Origin of the sequence: Streptomyces sp. bgisy159 (assembly GCF_965341775.1) — a bacterium.
In the GTDB taxonomy this organism is placed as follows: domain Bacteria; phylum Actinomycetota; class Actinomycetes; order Streptomycetales; family Streptomycetaceae; genus Streptomyces.
Window position 1 is genome coordinate 66,812 of sequence record NZ_CBDQZH010000023.1, and the last position, 20,440, is coordinate 87,251.

Below are 20,440 nucleotides of genomic sequence, written 5' to 3' on the forward strand. Positions count from 1 at the left end.
CTCAATTCCGTGCCCTTTCCCTGGGCGCGGGAGTTCAGTCCAGCACCCTGCTCGCCCTTTCCGCCGAAGGGATCCTCCCGAAGGTCGACTACGCGATATTCGCCGACACCGGATGGGAACCCAAAGCCGTTTACGCCCACCTGGACCGACTGGAACAGGAGATAGCCAAGCCCGCCGGCATACCGGTCCTCCGCGTCTCAGCCGGAAACATTCGCAGCGACGCCCTGAATCCGGACCACCGCTTCGCCTCCATGCCCCTGCACATCCTGAACAAGGACGGGCGGCCCGGCATGACCCGCAGGCAGTGCACCGGCGAATACAAGGTGAAACCAATAAAGCAGAAGGTACGCGAACTCCTCGGACACCCCTACCCCTCGCGCATCCCCAAGGGCGTGTTCGTTGAGCAGTGGGTGGGGATCTCCACCGACGAGTTCCACCGCGCCAAAGACGCCGACGTGAAATACATGCGCAACCGGCATCCACTCCTGGACCTTGGCTGGAGCAGAGCGGACTGCGTTCGTTACCTGACCTCGCTCGGGCTGGCGAAGACACCGAAATCGAGCTGCCTGGGATGCCCGTTCCACGGAAATGCGCAGTGGAGGCACATCAGGGACACATCCCCTTCCGAGTGGGCGGACGTCGTCGAATTCGATGCGGCCATCCGGCAAGGCAATGCCCGCGCCAACGCCTCGGGCAGCCGACTGCTCGGCGAGGCGTTCCTGCACCGCTCCCGCGTCCCGCTGAGCCAGGCGCCGATCGACCACGTCACCGCCGCCGAACGGGCAGCACTGCGCATAGACGCGGACGAAGCCGACGCGCTGGAGAACGGCGTCGTGGACGGCTGCTCCCCCTGGGCGTGCCGCGGGGACACGGACGTTCTCACCCGCGACGACTTCGGGCTGGCCACGTGATACTCGACCTCTTCGCGGGGCCGGGCGGCTGGAGCAGGGCACTGGGCGTCTTCGGTGTGCGCGACGTCGGCCTGGAATGGGACGAATGGGCCGGCAAGACGCGCGTGGCCGCCGGGCAGTTGACGATCCGGACCGACGTGGCCATGTATCCGACGTGGCCCTTCCTCGGCCGCACGCGCGGGCTGATCGCCTCCCCGCCGTGCCAGGCATGGAGCATGGCCGGCAAACGCCTCGGCCTGCTCGACCAGCCGCTGGTGCACACGGCAGTGGAGGACCTCGCCGCCGGACGCGACACCCGCGAGCGCCTCCTCGCCGCCTGCCGCGACGAGCGCTCCCTACTCGCGGCCGAGCCGATGCGCTACCTGCATGCCCTGAACACGGTCGGCGAGCCCGAGTGGGTCGCGATGGAGGAAGTGCCGGACGTCCTGCCGCTGTGGAAGCAGTACGCGGCCGTTCTGCGGTCCTGGGGGTTCTCGGTCTGGTACGGGATCCTCAACGCCGCCGACTTCGGCGTTCCACAGACGCGCAGGCGAGCGATCCTACTCGCCTCCCGGGTCCGTACGGCACAGCCTCCCGCCCCCACGCACGCCCAGGTCGCCGAGCCTGACTCGCTGTTCGGTCCGGGCCGCGCCCGCTGGGTCAGCATGGCCGAAGCCCTGGGATGGGGCGCGACCGACCGGCCCGTTCCCACCGTCTGCGCCGGCGGCGGGCCCGGCGGCGGACCCGAACCGTTCCCTTCGGGCTCCCGCAAGTCGCTCTCCGACGCCCGGGAGCGCGGCACCTGGACGCCCAGGCCGGACGGTGTTCTCCTGCAGTCCCGCCGCGAAGGAACTGGCTGGAAGGCACGGCACGGCGCACGGCAGAACCGTGCCGCCGACGCTCCGGCGCCGACCTTCACCACCGATGCCCACCGCTGGTCCTGGTCCCTGCGCAGCAACAACCAGGCCAACGCCACCGTCCGCCCGCTGTCCGAGCCGGCGGGCACGCTGTTCTTCGGGCACCGCGCGAACGAGTGCACCTGGGTCGCCGAACCCGCCTCGCCTCCGACCGACGACACGGACACGTCGGCGGTGCCGGAGCCGATCCGGATCACCGCCCGCGAGGCCGGCCTCCTGCAGACCTTCCCCGCCGACTACCCCTGGGCCGGCAACAAGGGCCAGCAGTTCTCCCAGATCGGCAACGCCGTGCCCCCGTTGCTCGCCGGCCACCTCCTCGCCCCGCACCTCGGCGTCACCCTCGACCCCGACGACTTCACCCTCGCAGCCTGATGCCCCACGCCCCCGAACCCGAAGAAGACGACCTCGACGCCATCGCACCGCCGCAGCCGGTATTCCACGTCGAACAGGCCCTCCTCGGCGCCCTTCTCCTGGATCCACACCGTCTCAGCGACGTGACCGGCATCGCCGCCGACTCCTTCTCCACCCCCGCGCACGCCGCCCTGTTCGCCGCCATCAGCACACTGCCTCCGCCCGACCCCGCCGAGCACGCGAAGAACACCAAGTGGCTCGACCAAGTGCTCGCCACGGGCCGCCAGCAGGCGCGCGGACTGACCGCCTCCTACCTGCACACCCTCGTCCAAGTCTGCCCCTGGCCCCGCCACGCACCGGCCTACGCACGGATGGTCGAGGCCGAACACGCCCGCCGACGCCTGCAGACGGCCGCCGAACGCCTCACCCAGATTGTCAACGACGCGTCCCTCCCGCACCCAGTCGAGACAGTGCTCGCCGAGGCCGACGCGCTCACCGCGGTCGTGGACGACATCACGAGCCGCTTCCCGCCGCGCGCCGGAGTGCTCCCCCGCACCGCGGCACCGCCGCCAACCATCACCACCGACCACACCGAGGCAGCCGAGGAGGAGCAGCTGCTCCTAGCAACCGCCACCGCCCACCCCGCCGACATCGAGTCCGTCCGGTGGCTGCTCCCCGACGACCTCACCCGGCCCCTGCACGCCGGCCTGTGGCAATGCCTGACCGCCCTGGCCCGCCGCCGCGAGCCCGTCGACCCCGTCACCGTCCTATGGGAAGCCCAACAGCGCGGCCTGCTCGACAACGCGAGTGAACCCAGCAAGGTGCTCCGCCTGCTGGCCGAACCGGCCGGATCCGTGGAGCACTGGGCCGAACGCGCCCTGCAGCGCTCCCTCCTAGCCACCGCCGACCACGCCTGCCGGCGCATCTCGGCGTACGCCGGAGACCCGGCGAACACCCCGTTCCAGCTCGTCGTCGGCGCCCGCCGCGCCCTCGCCGACATCAGCGCCGTCCGCACCCGCTGGCAGCACGCCACCGGAACCGTCCCGCCACCACGACCGCGCCCGGCAGCCGCCACTCGCGCCGGCCCGCCGACCACGACGGCCGCTCACGCCACCCGCGCCGCGCGAGCAACCCGATAGCACCCCGCACACGCCGGTGGCCGGACCCGAAGGCCCGGCCACCGGCAGAAGAGACGACACCCCCACGTGACTCCCCCTATCGACGCCCACGTCCGCCTCGACACCCACCCCACCCATCCCAGCGCCGTGACCGCCGTCCTGACCGGCAGCCAGGCCCGCATCGCTCTCATGGCTCTGGAGGCAGCCGACTGGACCGTCGCAGCCGACAACGTCCTGGTCCTAGCCCGCATCGACCACGAGGAGCCCTACTGGGCTGAGGACGCAGCCAAGCACCTGTCCGCCGACGGCATCACCGTCGAAATCACCCCTCGACTCCGGGAGGCCATGGACGAGGAATGGACCTGGGCGAACTATCCGATGCCGTGGTGCACCCGCAGCGAGATCCGCGAGGTCTCCAACCACGCGCAGAAGATCCACGACGACATCCGCCACGGCCATCTCCTCATCCACGCACACGCCCACGACGGCCACACCACCGTCGCGGTAGGCACGTACCTCCACCGGGGCGGCAAGTCCGTCTACCTCCACGGCGAGGACCACCTGCGCCAGGTCGCCGACACCTTCGACTCACCCACTCAGGCCCTGCTCGCCTTCGAGAAGATCCACGGCACCGACATGCGCCCCGGTCCGGCACCCCTGACCGACGCCGAGCGCGCCGCCGTCGAGGCCCGCGCCACCTTGGACCTCGGCGCAGCGAAACCCGGGCCTCACCGCCCGGAGCCGAAGACCGTCCCCGTCTACCTGGCCGATGCCGGCGACCACGACGCCCTCCTCGACTCCTTCCTCGACAGGCACAGCGAGTTCGAGAAGTGGCGGACCTGGTCCGACGACACAACCCACGCCATCCACGAGTCGCAGACCCTGCGCATCGAGCGCGTCCACGAGACCCCGGCCCACGAGACCGCCTGGACCGTAGCGGCCTACGAGACGCCCGTCTCCGACCGCATGTGGGTCCTCACCGCGACCGGCTCCACCCCCGCCCCGGTGATAGCGGAACTTCTGAATCACCTCGCCGACGGCGACGGCTGGGACACGACCACCGGCGTCCTGGTGGACGAGAAGACGGTCACCGCGGCCACCCAGCCGCTCTCCGACGCCGGATGGAAGCACACCGTGGACGGGCGATGGATCCGCTGGACATCCCCCGACGGGAACGTGGGCATCCGGTTCGACGCCTCCACGGCACAACACCCGAATCAGAACCTGGCCACCTGGACCGTCTGGGCCGGCCCCGGACCGGACCGGCCCACTTGGGCCATCACCGCGTCCCCGCATACCCCGAGTTCGCTGCTGGCCGATCTCTCCGAAACCCTCGCCCACGAGACCGGCACGCGCCAGGCAGAGCCTGCGGGCCGCGAACACAGGACCAGCCTCGCTACCAGTCCGCCGACCACGCCCACGGTTACGGCCGACCCAGCCGCCACACGTGCACGCTGATCATTGACGCACACGAGCGCGGCAACATGGCGCGGGATCGCCGGTTGGCCAAACCGGCGATCCCGCGCACATTCGTTCGCGGCGCACTCTGCCCCGTTCCATCAACGCCAGGTCTGGGATTCCGCGGCCTCGGTCGTAGCACGCTTAGGCCGCTCTTGATGTCAGTGACACCCTTTAGGATTCGGTCCGAGGGTTGAGCTGTGCTTCCTGAACGCAGCGGCAGGAACTACGGCAGGCTTACAGACACGGACGGGGAGCCGCATGCTGGAAGACCGGTGGACGACGGTCACCGAGTCCGAGTATGAGCACGAGCGCCGTGGTCTTGAGGCGATCCGCCGACGTCTGCCAGATGAGGAGCCGTGGCGTGCCTGGACGAACTTCATGTTCACCGCGAACAGCGGGCACGTCCGTGAGGTCGATCTTCTGGTGGTAGCGCCGGCCGGGGTCTTCCTGGTCGAGTTGAAGGACTGGCACGGCTCGGTCCACGGCGGCGGCAACGACTGGGTGCAGACCACGCCCAGCGGGACCAGCCGTCGGCACGGCAATCCGCTGCACCTGGCGAACCGGAAGGCCAAGGAGCTGTCGGGCCTGATCAACGGCGTCTCCGGTCGGCCCGCGCACCGAACGAAGATCTGGGTGGGTGAGGCTGTCTGCTTCACGGACGACAAGCTTCAGGTGAACCTTCCGGCTGCCGACATGAACGGCGTGTTCACGGTCAAGCAGCTGGTGGAGATGCTGGCCGTGCCGCCGGGAGACGTCCGCTACCAGATCACAGCCGAGGCATCCCGCTTTGTCGATGCAGCCCTGAAGAAGCTCCGTATCGCACCGATCCGCCGCCAGCACGAGGTGGGCTCCTACCTCCTGGAGGCGAAGGCGTTCGACTCCGGGCCGTCCTGGGCCGACTATCTGGGACGCCATTCCCAGCTGCACGATCTGGCACGGGTACGGGTCTTCCTCAGTGAACGTGGTGCCTCCGACGACGAGCGGCGCTCGGTGGAGCGTGCCGCCGCCCGCGAGGCATCGGTACTCAGCCGTTTTCGTCATCCCGGTGCGGTACAGCTGAAGAATTATCTGCCGTCGGGGCATCCCGCCGGGCCCGCGATCCTCTTCGACTACCACCCGGAGACGCTGCGCCTGGACGATTACCTGGTCCAGCACGGTGAGGGTCTCGACCTGCAGGGGCGCCTCGCGCTGGTGCGGCAGCTTGCCGAGACGGTGCGCTCCGCGCACTCCCGGCGGGTCCACCACCGCACGCTGTCGGCGCACGCGGTGCATGTGATTCCGCGCGACCGCGGTCCACGCGGGCGGGAGCTCGGCGAGGAGCAGCGCTGGCTGCGTCCGTGGACGCAGATCGCGGATTGGCAGATCGCCACTGGGCAAAGCTCCAGCCGCGGCCGGCCGCTGACCCTGGCTCCGACTAACGTGACGGGGTTCCATGTCGCCGAGCAGGCAGATCCTTATCTGGCTCCGGAGCTGAGGATTCCGAAGGCCGATCCAGTACGCCTCGATGTGTACGGGCTCGGCGTGCTCACGTATCTGCTGGTGACCGGGCAAGCGCCTGGCGCGAGCCAGAGCGAGGTCATGGCACGTCTGGAGGCCGGCGAGAGTCTGCGTCCCAGCGCGCTCGTCGACGGTCTCAATCCGGACATCGACGATCTGGTGGAGGCTTCCACCGCGTACGAACCGGGTCGGCGTCTGTCCACGGTCGACGACTTCCTGGAGATGCTGGAGTACGTCGAGCAGGCATTCGTCGAGGAGGTCCCGGGCGGCGGGGATGCGGCTGCAGTCGCGGGCGGGGACGGCGGTTCAGCCGCAGGCGTGGGCGAGGAAAGATCCGAGCCGGAGAAGGACCCGCTGGAGGCCGTGGCCGGGGACGTACTGGCCGGACGCTGGGAGGTCGTGCGCCGCCTCGGTACAGGCTCGACCGCGCGGGCCTTCCTGGTGCGGGATCTGGAGGGCGAGCCTCGGCGCAGCGGCGGCCTGCCGGTGGCAGTGCTGAAGGTCGCGCTGAGCGAGGCCAAGCATGCTGTCCTGGATCGTGAGGCGGAGGTCCTGGGCCGGATCCACAGGGACTCCAGCATCATTTCGCTGTACGAGCCGCAGCCCCTGACATTGGCTGGGCGCCGGGTCCTGGTCCTGGAGTACGTGGGCGACAGCCGGGAGCTGAAGGACCAGGACGGCAGTGCGAGTAAGGGGCCGCGCCGCAGGGAGGACACCGTTGCGCGCCAGCTGCGGGACAACGGCCGCTTGGGCATGGACCAGCTGGAGGCGTACGGGAAGTACCTCTTCGGTGCTGTGGAGCACTTGGAGGCGGAGGGGATCTGGCACCGGGATCTGAAGCCGGACAACATCGCGATCCGGGTCCGCCCCAACGGCACCCGTCAGCTGGTGCTGATCGACTTCTCGCTCGCCGGGTACCCGGCGAAGGAAATCGAGGCGGGCACCGAGGGCTATCTCGACCCGTTCGTGGGCGTCATCACGCGCGGCTCGTACGACGGGCACGCCGAGCGGTATGCGTTGGCCGTGACGCTGCATGAGATGGCGTCGAACGAGCTGCCCCGCTGGGGTGACGGCTCGGTCACGGCCCGGCAGACGGATGCGAAGGAGTGGCCGTACCCTCAGCTTGCGGCCGACGCCTTTGAGCCGGCCGTCCGGGACGGCCTGGTGGCGTTCTTCCGTAAGGCGCTGGCCCGGGATGTGAAGGACCGCTTCCCGGATCTGAAGCCGATGGAGCGTGCCTGGCAGCGGATCTTCCTGGACGCACAGCAGACGACGGCGCCGAGCAACGGTCACGGTGAGAAGTCGGGGCGCGGGGCGAAGGGCGGCACCGACGCGGTTGCGGGGTCGGCGGCGCAGTCGCGGATCGGGCGGGAGGACGACGACGTCTCTGCCGAGCAGGTCCGCGACCAGCAGGCCGAGCGCGCCGACCGGAACACGCCGCTGTCGGTGGCGGGTCTGACGGTCGCAGCGCAGTCGCAGCTGTTCGCGATGGGGCTGAACACCGTCGGGGACGTCTTGGACTACTCGGCGAAGAAGTTCCTCACCGCGCCGGGCATGGGCTCGCGCACCCGGGAGGAGATCCAGCGCCGGCAGAAGGAGTGGAACGCGCGCCTGGGCAAGGCGGCTCCCGCGCCGCTCAGCGCGGAGGCCCGCAAGGCGGCGGGCCAGGAGCTCTCCGACCTGGAGCGGGCGGTCGCAGAGTCGGTCGCCGCCGACGGGGACGGCGTCGACCCGCAGGTGCTGGGCGGCCTGAGCCTGGACGCGCTCGCCGCCCGTCTCGTACCGAAGCCGTCCAGCGGTAGTGCCCGCTCCAATGCCAAGGAGCGCGAAGCCATCCGGTTGCTGCTGCGGCTGCCTGATGAGACAGGGACGCTGCCCGGGGGCCTGGCCTGGGTTCGGCAGCGGGACGTCGCCGATGCGGTGGGCCTGACCGCGGGCCGGATCCCGCAGATCGTGAAGAAGGCGCGCGAGCGCTGGTACAAGGACGCGGCCCTGGGGCTGCTGCGTGAGCAGGTGGTGGAGCTTCTGGCTGAGCGCGGCCGGGTGGCCCCGGTGATCGAGCTCGCCGACGCGCTCATCGCCCGGCGCGGCACCCAGCACGTGGAGCGGCGCGACCGGCGTGCACTCGCCCTGTCGCTGCTGCGTGCGGTGGTCGAACGAGAGAGTTACGACAACGAGTCCCCGCCGCTCTTCCGCTACTTCCACGCCCGCATGCCCAAGGGCGCCGATCCGGTACTCGGCCTGCTCGCCCTGGATGTCCGGGAGGACGTGGACGGTCCGGACACCCCGGCGCTGCCCGCCCTGCAGGAGTACGCGCTGAACCTGGGCGTGCGGGCCGACCGGCTCGCAGCGCTTGAGTCCCTGCCGACGGCGAGCACGGTCCTCACCGAGCTGGACGCGGTGCGACGGCCGCCGGGCAGCCTGGGCTGGGACGAGCGGCGGACGGCCGAGATCGCGGTCGCCGCCTCCACCCGGGCCGCGCTCACCCCGCGGTTGGAGATCTACGCGCGCGACCTGGACCTGGTGCGTGCGCTGCGGATCACCCAGGCCGGCGTGGTCGCCGTGCAGCCGGGCGTCGAGGAGGAGCGGCAGCCGGGCCTGACGGTGGACGCGCTGCACAAGCGGGTCGCCACCCGCTTCCCCGACCTGGGCACCGATCCGCTGGCGCCGCGCGAGCTGCCCACGGGCAGCGCCTTGGTCCGCGCCCTGAAGGAGGCCGGCTTCGAGCTGAAACTGGCCACCCGCTACGACAAGGTGCTCCGGCTCATCCCGGATCGCACTTCTGGGGACGCCACTGCCGGGCTGACCTCGGCGAGCTGGGGTGCCTCGGCTGCGCGCCGCTCGGCCCCCACTCAGTACGACGCGGACGCGGCCGTCGCCGCTGCCGTCAAGGCTGAGCAGCGACTTATGCACTCGGCGCGGCAGGACGGCTTCCGGGTCCTGACCGTGCCCCAGCGGCGGGCCGAGGACGCGGTGCAGCGGCTGGCCGGTGAGCCATACGGGGCTCGGCCGGTGTCGGTGACCGGACTGTTCGTGGCCGAACTGCGCGGCGTGGTCGGCGAGGCTGCCCGGCCGACCTGGGAGACCGTCCTCAAGGCGGACGCCGCCGAGCCGGGTAGTCGGGCTCACCAACAGCTGCGCATACGCACCGACAAGGCGTGGGGGCGGATCGAGCCGCAGCTGCGGGAGCAGCTAGCGGAGGCCGATGGTCCGCTGTTGCTCACCGACACTGCGGTGCTGGCCCGCTACGACGCGCTCGACCTGCTCGGGCGCCTCTCGGAGGAGGCTCGACAGGGCGGCAGCCCGCTGTGGCTGCTCGTGGCCCAGTCCGATCCGGCACGGGCGCCGCGGTTGGCCGGGCAGAGTGTTCCCTACCAGGCGGGGTTCGACGAGTGGATCGTTGTGCCTGACGCCTGGGTCGCGCGCAAACACCTCGAACCGGACGCCTGACCCGCCTCCCCCTTCTAGCCTGATCTTCTCCGTCTTCTCCCATTCTCGACTGGAGCCGTTCGTGATCGACCGCCAGACCCTCCTCGCCGACCTACAGAAACAGGTCACGGCGGCAGAGACCGACCTGGAGCAGCAGGTCAAAGCCGTCCCTGAGGTCGGGACGCGACTGCGCGGTGAGTATGAGCAGGCCCGGAAGCTGGGCCGCACGGCGGCAACGTGGAACGCCTGGCTTGGCGAGCGGATCACCCAGGTCGCGGTGGCCTGGGTGCTCGGCACGGTCTTCGTGCGGTTCAGCGAGGACAACCGGCTGATCGCCGAGCCGTACATCACCTCCCCCGACGTGGCGGGGCGGGAGACCGCCCAGGCTCGGTTCGAGGAATACCTGGAGGAGGACGCCGACCCGACGTACCGCGGATGGCTGGAGACGGCGTTCGCCGAGCTGGGCGCCGGGCAGGCCGGGCGGCTGCTCTTCGATCGCGATCACAACCCCCTCTATCAGATCCCACTGTCGCACGACGGCGCCGGCGCGCTGCTCGCATTCTGGCGGGAGCAGCGCACCGGTGAGGTCAGTGGGGAGGAAGGGGCGGGTGGTCCGGCCCTCGTGCACGACTTCAGTGACCCGCTGAGCGAGGACGGCACCGAGGGCTGGGACACCCGATTCCTGGGCGACCTGTACCAGGATCTAAGCGAGGCGGCCCGCAAGACGTACGCGCTGCTGCAGACGCCGGAGTTCGTGGAGGAGTTCATCCTCGACCGGACGATGACCCCGGCAGTGCGGGAGTTCGGCTTCGAAGAGCTGAAGATGATCGACCCGACCTGCGGGTCCGGCCACTTCGTGCTCGGCGCATTCCGGCGGCTTGTGCGGATGTGGGCTGAGCAGCGGCCCGAGATTGACGCTTACGAGCGGGTGCGAGCGGCCCTGAACTCGGTCCACGGGGTGGACCTCAACCCGTTCGCAGTCGCAGTGGCCCGTTTCCGGCTCCTGGTCGCGGCGATGGCCGCGAGCGGCATGCGCACCTTCGAAGAGGCGCGGCGCTACGAGTGGCCCATCCAGCTCGCGGTGGGCGACTCGCTCATCAAGGACCGGCAACTGGAGCTGCAGTTGGGGCTCACCCTTGAGGGGGAGGACGGCAGCGCAGCCGGTGACCCGCTCGCTGACTTCTCGTACGCAACAGAGGACGTGCACGAGTATCCCGGCATCCTAGAGCAGGGGCGCTACCACGTGGTGGTGGGCAACCCGCCATACATCACGGTCAAGGACAAGCAGCTCAACCAGCTGTACAAGGATCTATACAGCGCTTGCAAACTGCAGTACGCGCTATCCGTGCCTTTCGCCCAGCGGTTTTTTGAATTGGCTAGACAGGGCGGAAGCGCCGGAAACGGCTACGGCATGGTCGGCCAGATCACAGCGAACTCCTTTATGAAGCGGGAGTTCGGCACCAAGCTCATCGAGGAGTATTTCGCCCACAAAGTTGAACTCACCGAAGTGATCGACACGTCGGGAGCATACATCCCGGGGCACGGGACACCGACGGTGATCCTCGTCGGACGACCGAGGGAAGGATCTAAGCGACAAGCGACGATCCGAACTGTACGCAGCGTTCAGGGCGAGCCCTCGGCACCGTTCAATGCTGAGGAAGGACTGGTGTGGACAGCAATCGTCCAGCAGATCGAGGAACCGGGATCTGTCAGTCAGTGGGTTTCCGTCGGGGACCTCGATCGCAACCGATACTTCGCCAAACAGCCTTGGGTACTCGCAGACGGTGGACAAGAGATGCTCGGGAATCTCGAGGAAGCAAAAGCGAGGCGTTTGGGCGAATTGTGCCGCTCGATTGGACGGTATACGCATACAGGTAACGACGCCGCGTATTTCAGCCCAGTTGGGACTTGGTCGCGTTTCGGAGTAAGCCCTGAACACATCACACCACTTGCCGAAGGCGACTCCGTTCGGGATTGGGAGATCTCAGTTACCACGGAGTCAGTATTTCCATATCGCAGAAGTGACCTCAAAGCCGAGCTTTCAGCCGATATTTCACACCACCTCTGGGTTCATCGCACAATGCTGCGTGAGCGACGGGAGCCAGGGGGAACGCATGAGGAAATTGGGCTCACATGGTATGAGTGGAGCCGCTGGCACCCGGAACGATACTCCGTCCCGCTGGGAATCTCCTTTGCTTTCGTGGCCACACACAATCATTTTGCCCTGGACCGAGGCGGCAAAGTATTCAAGCAGTCCGCTCCAGTGATCAAGTTGCAGAAGGGTGCGACGGAGGAGGAGCATGTGCAGCTACTTGGGCTGCTCAATAGCTCCACTGCCGGATACTGGATGCAGATGGTAAGCCAGAACAAGGCGGGGGCTGACAACAACAGCGGGGGTGGCAACCGATGGACACCGGCCCAATTCATGGAAAGGTACGAGTTCACCAGCACGAAACTCCAGGAGTTCCCACTCCCCGCTGAATACCCCACCGCCCTCGCCACTGAGCTGGACGCTCTCGCCCGGCAGCTCTCCGCGGCGACCCCCGCCGCCCTCGCTACCGCAACCGTCCCCACCGCCTCTGCTCTCCGAAATACCCAAGCCCAGTACAATTCCGCCCGTGCCCGGATGATCGCCCTCCAGGAGGAGCTGGACTGGCAGGTCTACTCCCTCTACGACCTGCACTCCGAGGATCTGCGCCTGGCCGATGCCTCCGCCGTGCCCGAACTCGCCCTAGGTGAGAGAGCCTTCGAGATCGTGCTGGCTCGCCGAGCCGCCGCCGGGGAGGCCAGCGACGAATGGTTCAAGCGCCTCGGGTCCACCCCGATCACGGATATCCCCGAGCACTGGCCCGCCAACTATCGGGCGGTCGTGCAGAGGCGGATCGAGGCCATCGAGTCGAACCGCGCCATCGGCATGGTGGAGCGTCCCGAGTACAAGCGGCGCTGGGCCACCGATGGCTGGGACACGATGCGGCAGAATGCGCTGAAGTCCTGGCTCCTCAACCGGGTCGAGGATCGCGCGTACTGGTTTGATGCTAGCGGCAACCCCACCGTCACCACCCTCGCCCGCCTCGCCGAGAACCTGTCTGCCGACGAGGACTTCGCGTCGGTCGCCGAGTTGTACGCGCCCCGGCAGGATCTCGTAAAAACCGTACGGGAGCTCCTGTCCGAGGAGCACGTGCCGTTCCTGTCTGCACTGCGGTACAAGCCGACCGGGCTGAGGAAGCGCGCCGACTGGGAGCAGGTTTGGGAGTTGCAGCGAGAGGAGGACGCGGCGCCCGACGAGCCCGCCAAGCGGAAAGTCCGTCAGCGGACACCCTTGCCGCCGAAGTACACCTCAGCGGACTTCCCGAAGCACAGCTTCTGGCGAGCGCGCGGCAAGCTCGACGTGCCCAAGGAGCGGTTCGTGTCGTATGGCACGGTAAGCGCGCAGTCGCCGGAGCTGTACGGGTGGGCCGGCTGGGATCACCTGGAGCAGGCCCTCGCGCTCGCCTCGTACATCCAGCAGGCTGGGCTCAGCGACGACGACCTCGTGCCTTACCTGGCCGGGCTGCTTGAGCTGCAGCCGTGGCTGGAGCAGTGGTATGGCGAATACGACCCGGAGTTCGGGGCGTCGCCGGCTGCCGAGATTCTGGCTTTTAGGCAGCAGAAGCAGGGTGAGCTCGGGCTGACCGACGATGCGCTGCGGGCCTGGCGTCCGTCCGCCGCCAGCCGTGGATCCGGCGCGCCGAAGAAGCGCGCGAGCTCGAAAGCCGCCATCCAGACGTCCATCGCGGACGCCGACACGGACACCGTCACCGTTGCCGTCAGCGGCGCAGAGTCCGCCTGAGCAGGGCGAGGAGCAGACACACCATGGCTTTCATGAACAGGAACAATCCTCGTCCCGAGGACCGGCCGCTGCTTCGGGAGCTGATCGACATCCCGGAGTCGGTGTCCACCTCCGACTTCGTGTTGAAGCTGAACGAAGCGGTCACGCCCGAGGGGGCCGAAGCGGCGCTGAAGGACTACGTCGTCACCGACCGGCTGCTCGGCAACTTCGACGAAGCCCTCGACCTGATCAAGTCCGCGCTGGACAGCCGCTCGTCGAAGGCTGCCTATCTACACGGCTCGTTCGGTTCCGGTAAGTCGCACTTCATGGCGGTGCTCTACGCGCTGCTGTCGCGGAACCAAGCCGCCCGGGCGCGCCGCGACCTCGACCCCGTGCGAGCCCGGCACGCCTGGCTGGATGCGGACGACCGCAAGTTCCTGCTGGTGCCTTACCACATGCTGGGCTCCAAGTCGCTGGAGCAGCGTGTGCTCGGCAAGTACGTCGAGCACGTACGGAAACTCCACCCCGGCTGCCCGCTGCCGCAGGTCTACCGGACCGACGGGCTCTTCGAGGACTTCGCCGAGCAGCGCCGCCGGAACGGCGACGAGCGGGTGATCGAGCAGCTCGCCGATGCCGGCGACGGCCAGGAGGACGAGTGGGGCGACTCCTTCGCCTGGACCACCGAACTGCTGGATCAGGCGGTGAACGCCCCGGAGGAGCACGAGAACACCAAGGACCTCGACCTGGAGAACCCCTCCACGCCGCGGGAACTGCGGGCCCGACTCGTGCAGGACCTCACCCAGACCCTGTTCCCGTCGTTCTCACGTAACGCCTCCGAGGATGCCGACGGGTTCGTCTCGCTGGACAAGGGGCTCGGCATCATCGCCGCGCACGCCAAGTCCCTCGGCTACGACGGGCTCGTCCTCTTCATGGACGAGCTGATCCTGTGGCTGGCCTCCCGCATCCACGACCAGAAGTTCGTCTCCCGCGAAGCCGACAAGATCACGAACTTTGTGGAGGGCGGCGACGAACGGCGCGCCATCCCGGTGGTGTCATTCATCGCCCGCCAGCGCGACCTGCGTGAGCTGGTCGGCGAGGAGATGTCAGGGGCCGCCGAGGCCGCCGTCCAGGACAGTCTGAAGCTCAGCGGCGGGCGCTTCGACAAGATCGTCCTGGAAGACCGCAACCTCCCACAGATCGCGCAGGCCCGCCTGCTCAAGCCCACCAGCCCGGAGGCCGAGGCGAAGGTGGAGACTGCGTTCGCCGAGGCCAAGAGGCTCGGTCCGGACGTATGGGACACCCTGCTCGGCCACGACAAGTCCACCACCGGCGCGGACGAGGGCGCGTTCAGGCGGACGTACCCGTTCCCGCCGGCGTTCATGGATACCCTGGTACACATCTCCGCGGCCCTGCAGCGCTCCCGCACCGGCCTGAAGCTGATGAGCCAGCTGCTCGTCGATCACCGCGACGACTGGCGGCTCGGGCAGCTTGTGCCGTTGGGCGATCTGTACCCGGCCATCGCGGGCGGCGGCGACAAGGCGTTCAGCGGGGAGACCAGTGTTCACTTCGAGGCTGCCGACAAGCTGTACCGGGACAAGCTGCGCCCGTACCTACTGAAGACCAACCAGGTCACCGAGGACCAGGTCGAGGCGTACCGACGCCGCCCCGAGACCCTCGGCGACCCTCAACTTGCGGCCCGCTGCCGCGACTTCACCGGTGACAGCCGACTGCTGCAGACCCTGTTGCTGTCTGCGCTCGCGCCCAGTGTGCCCGCGCTGGCCGACCTCACTCTGGCGCGGTTGCATGCCCTCAACCACGGCTCCATCACTACTCGCATCGCGGGGACCGAGGTCGGCAGGCTGGAGCAGAAGGCGAAGGAGTGGGCGGCGACCTTCCCCGAGATAAAGGTGACTGGTACCGGGCCGGGTGCGGTGGTGCGCCTGGAGCTCACCGGCGTCGATCTGGACGCCGTCCTCGCCAACGCCCAGGTCCACAACAACCAGAACAACCGGCGTGCCAAGATGCGCGGTCTGCTCAAGGAGGCGCTCGGCGTCAGCGACGGGCCTGGCGGCTTCGACGCGTACGACGTGCTCAACCTGGTGTGGAAGGGCACCGAACGGCAGGTCGAGGTGGTCTTCGGTAACGTCGCCGATGTCGACTCGCTGCCCGAGGCGACCCTGCGGCCCAGCCAGGAGGACGCCTGGCGGCTCATTGTCGACTTCCCCTACGACGAGGGCGAGTTCGGGCCGATGGATGACCTGCAGCGGCTGCGTGCGCTGCGGGAGAAGCCGGGTGGTGACTCGCGCACGCTGGCCTGGCTGCCCACTCACCTGACCGATGCTTCCCGCGGCGACTTCGAACGCCTCGTCGTCATCGACAAGGCCCTCGCTGACGAGACCCGTTTCGACTCCGACTTCGCGCGCAGCCTCAACGCCGACGACAAAGAGCGCGCCAAGGGCATGCTCCAGTCGCAGCTGCTCATCCTCACCGAGCGCGTTACCCAGGCGCTGCGGCAGGCGTACGGGCTCACGCAGAAGCAGGAAGGGGTCGTCGACCTGAGCTTCGACACCCACCTGGTCGCCCAGCAGGGCGTACCCGAGCTGCGGCTTCCGCTCGGGGCAACTCTGGATACCGCCGCCCGTGACCTGGCCGGCAAGCTGCTCGCCCATCAGTACCCCGCCCACCCCGACCTGGACCCGGACGGCACTGGCAGGCCGGTGAAGCCTGCCGAGATCAAGACCGTCTTCGAGTATGTGCGCAAGGCCGCCGAAAACCGTGACGGGCAGACCGAGGTCGACAGCAAGGACCGCAAGACCATGGCGCGGATCGCGGGCGGTCTTGGGCTCGGCGCCATGAGGGAGGCGTACTACCGGCAGTCCACCGCCTGGCCCGACCACTTCAACGACCGAGCCCGCCGGAACAGCACCGCCGAGCCGACCCTGGTCAAGCTCTCCGACTGGACCGACCTTCCCGAGCCGCGCGGATTGCCCGAGCCGCTGCGTCGGCTGCTCGCCGCCGCGTACGCGGAGATGACCGACCGGGTATGGGTGCGCGGCGGCGTCCCCATCGAACCCGCGCCCGCACCGCACGAGCTGAAGCCGGACTACGCCCTGCGCGAGCAGCAATTGCCCACGGAGAGCGACTGGACAGAGGCGCGCAAGCGGTTCGAGACCATGCTCGGCGACCAGGCGCCGCAACTGCGGCGCGGCCGGATCGTCAACCAGTTCGCCGCACAGATCAAGCAGGCTGCCGCCTCACTCGGCCAGGACGCCGGACGGCTCGTCGGGGAGCTGGAGAAGCACCGTGACTTCCTCCAGTTGAACGACGACTCCCCCCGGCTCGTCCTTGCCCGCCGGGCGCAGGAGCTGGTCAAGGAGGTGACGGAAGCTGGCATCGAGGCGAAGACCGTCGTGGACCGGCTCGCCCGTTTCCCTCTCGGCGACTTTTCCGCACACCGGTACGGCATGTCGTTGAAGAGTGCCGGGAAGGTAGCCAGCGCGCTGCAGAACACCAGCTGGGACCAGCTGGGCCTGGCCGACACCCTCGGCGTGGACGGTGCGGCCGTCCTGGAGCGGGTGCGGGATGCCGCCGCTGGCGACCCGGGGGATTACCCCGATCTGCCGGGCGTGCTGCACGCCAGCGGCCGGGAAGTGCTGTCCCTGCTGAGGTCTCGCCAGAGCACGGCCGAGCGCCCCCAGCCGTCGCCCACTCCTCCGCCGAGTTCCGACAGCGTGGACCTGAACGGCGGCTCCGCCCACCCGCAGGTGCTGCCGGAGCCGCCGCAGCAGCCGGGGCCGCGCACACCGTCCCGGTCCGTGGCCCGCTCCGGCGGCGGGCGGACTACCGCCGCCCGGGCCGCCGCCGAACTGCAGGCGGAGATCGCGGCGCTCGCGGCCGAGCACCCGAACGCCACCGTCGAGGTCATCTGGAAGGTCGTCGACTGATGTCCGACACGGTCACCGCAGTCACCGCGACCGCCGGCCCCGCCCGGCTGTCGGCAGGAACCGTCCGTCAGTACCTCGCCGCCCGCAGTCGGCTCGGTGACGGCACGGTCCGCGTACTGCTGCTGCGGGCCGCTCCCGTCTGGGACGGGCCCGCCGTGCAGCGTACGGCGGGCGGGCTGCAGGCACGGGTGGTCGTCGCGCCCTCGGTGCTGGCCGTGCACGAGCAGATCCTGGGCCACCTCGACGCGCCGACTCCTCCCGACCCCAAAGTCCTGGTCGTCCTCACCGACCGCGAGGACACCGACCTCGACCCCGGGCTGCTCGCCCGCGTCTACGGCGGAAGGATCCGGTCCGTCGACAATTGGGAGGTCGTGCAGGAGGCGTTCGACGCGCGCGGTCTCGACGGGCGGCTGCGCAGGGAGACCTGGGCGGCCGAAGCGCTCCTTGACGCGGCGGCCAGCCGCGGTTGGCCCTCCCTCGGTAAAGGACTGCTGTCCCGAGACGAAGCCCTCACCCGACTGGCCCGGCGTCGGCTCCGGCTCGGCCGCCGTGACACGGACGCGCTGGGCGGGCCGGCCGCACACGACGACGGAGACCGCATCGACCCCATCACCCTGTTCCGGTGGACCCACATCCCAGGCGGCCCCAACCTCCTGCGCGACCTGCGCGGACCGGAACGGGCCGGCCTGGCCCGCTTCCTCGCCGAACCCGAACAGGCCGGCTCCACCGGAAAGATCATTACCGCCCTGGTAGACGCCGACCACGGGGCGGACGCAGCCGCCTACGCGGTCGTCTGCGCGGCCCTGTGGGGGCACGCGGAGGCCGACCACGACCTGTACCGGGCGCGCGGGCGCGCCGAGCGATGGCTCGGCGACCAGCCCCCCGCCCAGGGCGACGACCTCGACCGACTCCTTACCTCCTTCGGGCAAAGCGGTGAGGCGTACGTCCGCGGCCTCGTCGACCGGGGCGAACACCGGCTCGCGGACCCGGTCCTGAGCAGGGCCGCACAGCTCGTCACACAGTTCGGGGCGCAGACCGCCGCCGCTGCCAGTCCGCTGCTCGCCGCCGGACTGGATGCCCGCTTCACCGCCGCGGGCCGCGCCCTCGCCGACGGCGGTCCCGAGACGGTCACGGCTGCCATCACCGCGCTGGCCGAACACGCCCTGGCCGTCGACGGCGCCACCCAGGCCCGTATTGAACGGGTACGGATGGCAGCGCGGCTGCGGCGGTGGCTGGCGTCCCAACCTGAAGTCGACATCGCCTCGGTGGCAGACGGCGCCGACCGCCAGATCCGCGAACTCGGCTGGGTAGACCGAGCCTTGGAACACCTGGACGCGGGCGGCGACGCAGATGACGCACTCGCCAACGCCTACAGCCGGATCGGCGAGCAGGTGCGCAGCAAACGTCGTGAGCTGGACCGCGCGTTCTCCGAGCGGCTCGCGGTGTGGACCGCAGATGGCACCGCCCCCGGCGCCATGCTCACCGTCGAAAGCTTCCTGGACCGGGTCGTCGCGCCCGTCGTGGACTGTCCCGGCCGACGGGTCCTGCTCCTCCTCATCGACGGAATGAGTGCGGCGATCGCAGCCGAACTGGGTGAGGAACTGCACGCACACTGGTCCGAGTTCGACCCGCTGCAGGACGCGACCGGAGCACCGGTGAGGCGCGCCGTGGCCGCTGCGCTGCCCACTCTCACCACCGTTTCCCGCACCTCGCTGTTCGCTGGCACCCTGATGAAGGGCGACCAGAACGACGAAAAGCGGCTCTTCCCTCAGCACCCGTGCTGGAAGGGGGCCCCTGCGGCTGTCTTCCACAAGGACGATCTACGCAGCCCCGACACCGGCTCGCCCTTCTCCACCGCCCTGACTGAAGCGCTCGCCGACGAGCGCACCCATGTCGCGGTCGTCCTCAACACCGTCGACGACCGGCTCGCCAAGGAGCAGAAGCTTGGCGACGGCGCTTGGGAGATCAAGGAGATCGGCGGCCTGGAACCGCTGCTGCGGGCCGCCCGCGCCAACGACATGACCGTGCTCCTCACCTCTGACCACGGCCATGTGGTCGAGCGACGCGGCAGCAAGATCGACACGGCCGCCGGCGCCATAGGGTCGGCCCGTCACCGCGCCCCCGGCGGACCCGTCGCACCGGCCGAAATTGAGCTGGCCGGACCACGGGTGGTCTGGCCGGAGCCCGGATCGCGGATCGTCGCGCTGCGGGACCACGACGCCCGGTACACCGCGCTCAAGGCGGGCTACCACGGCGGGGCAACCCTCGCCGAGTTCACCATCCCCCTCCTCGCCCTACTGCCGTTCGGCGCGGAGCCACCTACGGGGTGGCGGGAGCTGGGCGACCTTACGCCCGGATGGTGGGAGCAGGACAACGACGCCACCACCGGACTCGAGGCCGAGACGAAGGCCGGAGCCGATGCCATCGCGGCACCCGAGGCCACCGCTGCACGCCCAAGCCGCAAGCAGGCCAAGAAGTCAGCCCCGCCCGTGACAGAGGGCGCTATCAGTCTCTTCGGCGAGGACGAGGTCGCACCCTCCGCACCACAGGAACCTGTCGCCCCTGTAGTGAAGCCTGCGGCCGTACCCGTCTCCGATCAAACAGAGGACCCTGCCACCGCACTGGTGAATCGCCTCATGGCCACCGAGCTGTACCAGGAACAGCTGGCACTGCTCGCCCGTGTGCCACGCGACAAGGCGGTCCTGCCGAAGGCTCTGGCCGCGCTGGTCGAAGCGGGCACCTTGCCCATGACCGCCCTGGCCGAACGCGCCGGCCAGCCCGCCACCCGAGCCCCTGGCTTCGCCGCGACCCTGGCCCAGCTTCTCAACTATGACGGCGCCCAGATCCTGGAAATTCTCCCCGACAACCGCACCCTGCGCCTGCACCGGGGCCAGCTGATCGAGCAGTTCGGACTGTGAACCGGGGGTCTGCGGCCATGCCGGGCGGTGCAGTCGGCCCGCCCGGCCGCTCCGGGCACCGGCGGCGCGGTGCACGCACGGGTGTCCGGCCAGGTGGGCAGCCGGAT

Annotated in this window: 8 protein-coding genes; all 8 read left to right on the forward strand. The window is 69.3% G+C overall.

The window, feature by feature from the left end; genetic code table 11:
* Positions 1-47 precede the first annotated feature (47 nt).
* Positions 48-911: a hypothetical protein gene (locus ACSLTV_RS22190; protein WP_203349165.1), complete on the forward strand. Its 864-nt coding sequence runs from the start codon at positions 48-50 to the stop codon at positions 909-911.
* Positions 908-2,179 (forward strand): DNA cytosine methyltransferase, encoded by a 1,272-nt coding sequence (locus ACSLTV_RS22195; RefSeq protein WP_435612740.1) that lies wholly within the window; start codon positions 908-910, stop codon positions 2,177-2,179. The genes ACSLTV_RS22190 and ACSLTV_RS22195 overlap by 4 nt, the downstream gene beginning before the upstream one ends.
* Complete coding sequence (locus ACSLTV_RS22200; protein WP_435612741.1) at positions 2,179-3,297, forward strand: DnaB-like helicase N-terminal domain-containing protein; 1,119 nt, start codon at positions 2,179-2,181, stop codon at positions 3,295-3,297. The genes ACSLTV_RS22195 and ACSLTV_RS22200 overlap by 1 nt, the downstream gene beginning before the upstream one ends.
* A gap of 66 nt (positions 3,298-3,363) precedes the next feature.
* The gene (locus ACSLTV_RS22205; protein ID WP_435612742.1) at positions 3,364-4,734 is read left to right on the forward strand and encodes a DUF317 domain-containing protein; all 1,371 of its coding nucleotides are present in this window, start codon (positions 3,364-3,366) and stop codon (positions 4,732-4,734) included.
* A gap of 261 nt (positions 4,735-4,995) precedes the next feature.
* Positions 4,996-9,684, forward strand: coding sequence for a BREX system serine/threonine kinase PglW (gene pglW / locus ACSLTV_RS22210; protein WP_435612743.1), 4,689 nt, complete (start codon positions 4,996-4,998; stop codon positions 9,682-9,684).
* 61 nt (positions 9,685-9,745) lie between these two features.
* Positions 9,746-13,492: a BREX-2 system adenine-specific DNA-methyltransferase PglX gene (gene pglX, locus ACSLTV_RS22215; protein ID WP_435612744.1), complete on the forward strand. Its 3,747-nt coding sequence runs from the start codon at positions 9,746-9,748 to the stop codon at positions 13,490-13,492.
* Positions 13,493-13,515: 23 nt separating this feature from the next.
* Complete coding sequence (gene pglY / locus ACSLTV_RS22220) at positions 13,516-17,415, forward strand: BREX-2 system ATPase PglY (RefSeq protein ID WP_435612745.1); 3,900 nt, start codon at positions 13,516-13,518, stop codon at positions 17,413-17,415.
* The gene (gene pglZ, locus ACSLTV_RS22225; RefSeq protein WP_435612746.1) at positions 17,415-20,333 is read left to right on the forward strand and encodes a BREX-2 system phosphatase PglZ; all 2,919 of its coding nucleotides are present in this window, start codon (positions 17,415-17,417) and stop codon (positions 20,331-20,333) included. Before pglY ends, pglZ begins: the two co-directional genes overlap by 1 nt.
* The last annotated feature ends 107 nt before the right edge of the window (positions 20,334-20,440 follow it).

Excerpts from the sequence above, each read along its gene's own strand:
- ACSLTV_RS22200 (WP_435612741.1), top strand. The coding sequence starts at position 2,179 with ATGCCCCACGCCCCCGAACCCGAAGAAGACGACCTCGACGCCATCGCA.
- pglW (WP_435612743.1), top strand. The coding sequence starts at position 4,996 with ATGCTGGAAGACCGGTGGACGACGGTCACCGAGTCCGAGTATGAGCAC.
- pglY (WP_435612745.1), top strand. The coding sequence starts at position 13,516 with ATGGCTTTCATGAACAGGAACAATCCTCGTCCCGAGGACCGGCCGCTG.
- pglZ (WP_435612746.1), top strand. The coding sequence starts at position 17,415 with ATGTCCGACACGGTCACCGCAGTCACCGCGACCGCCGGCCCCGCCCGG.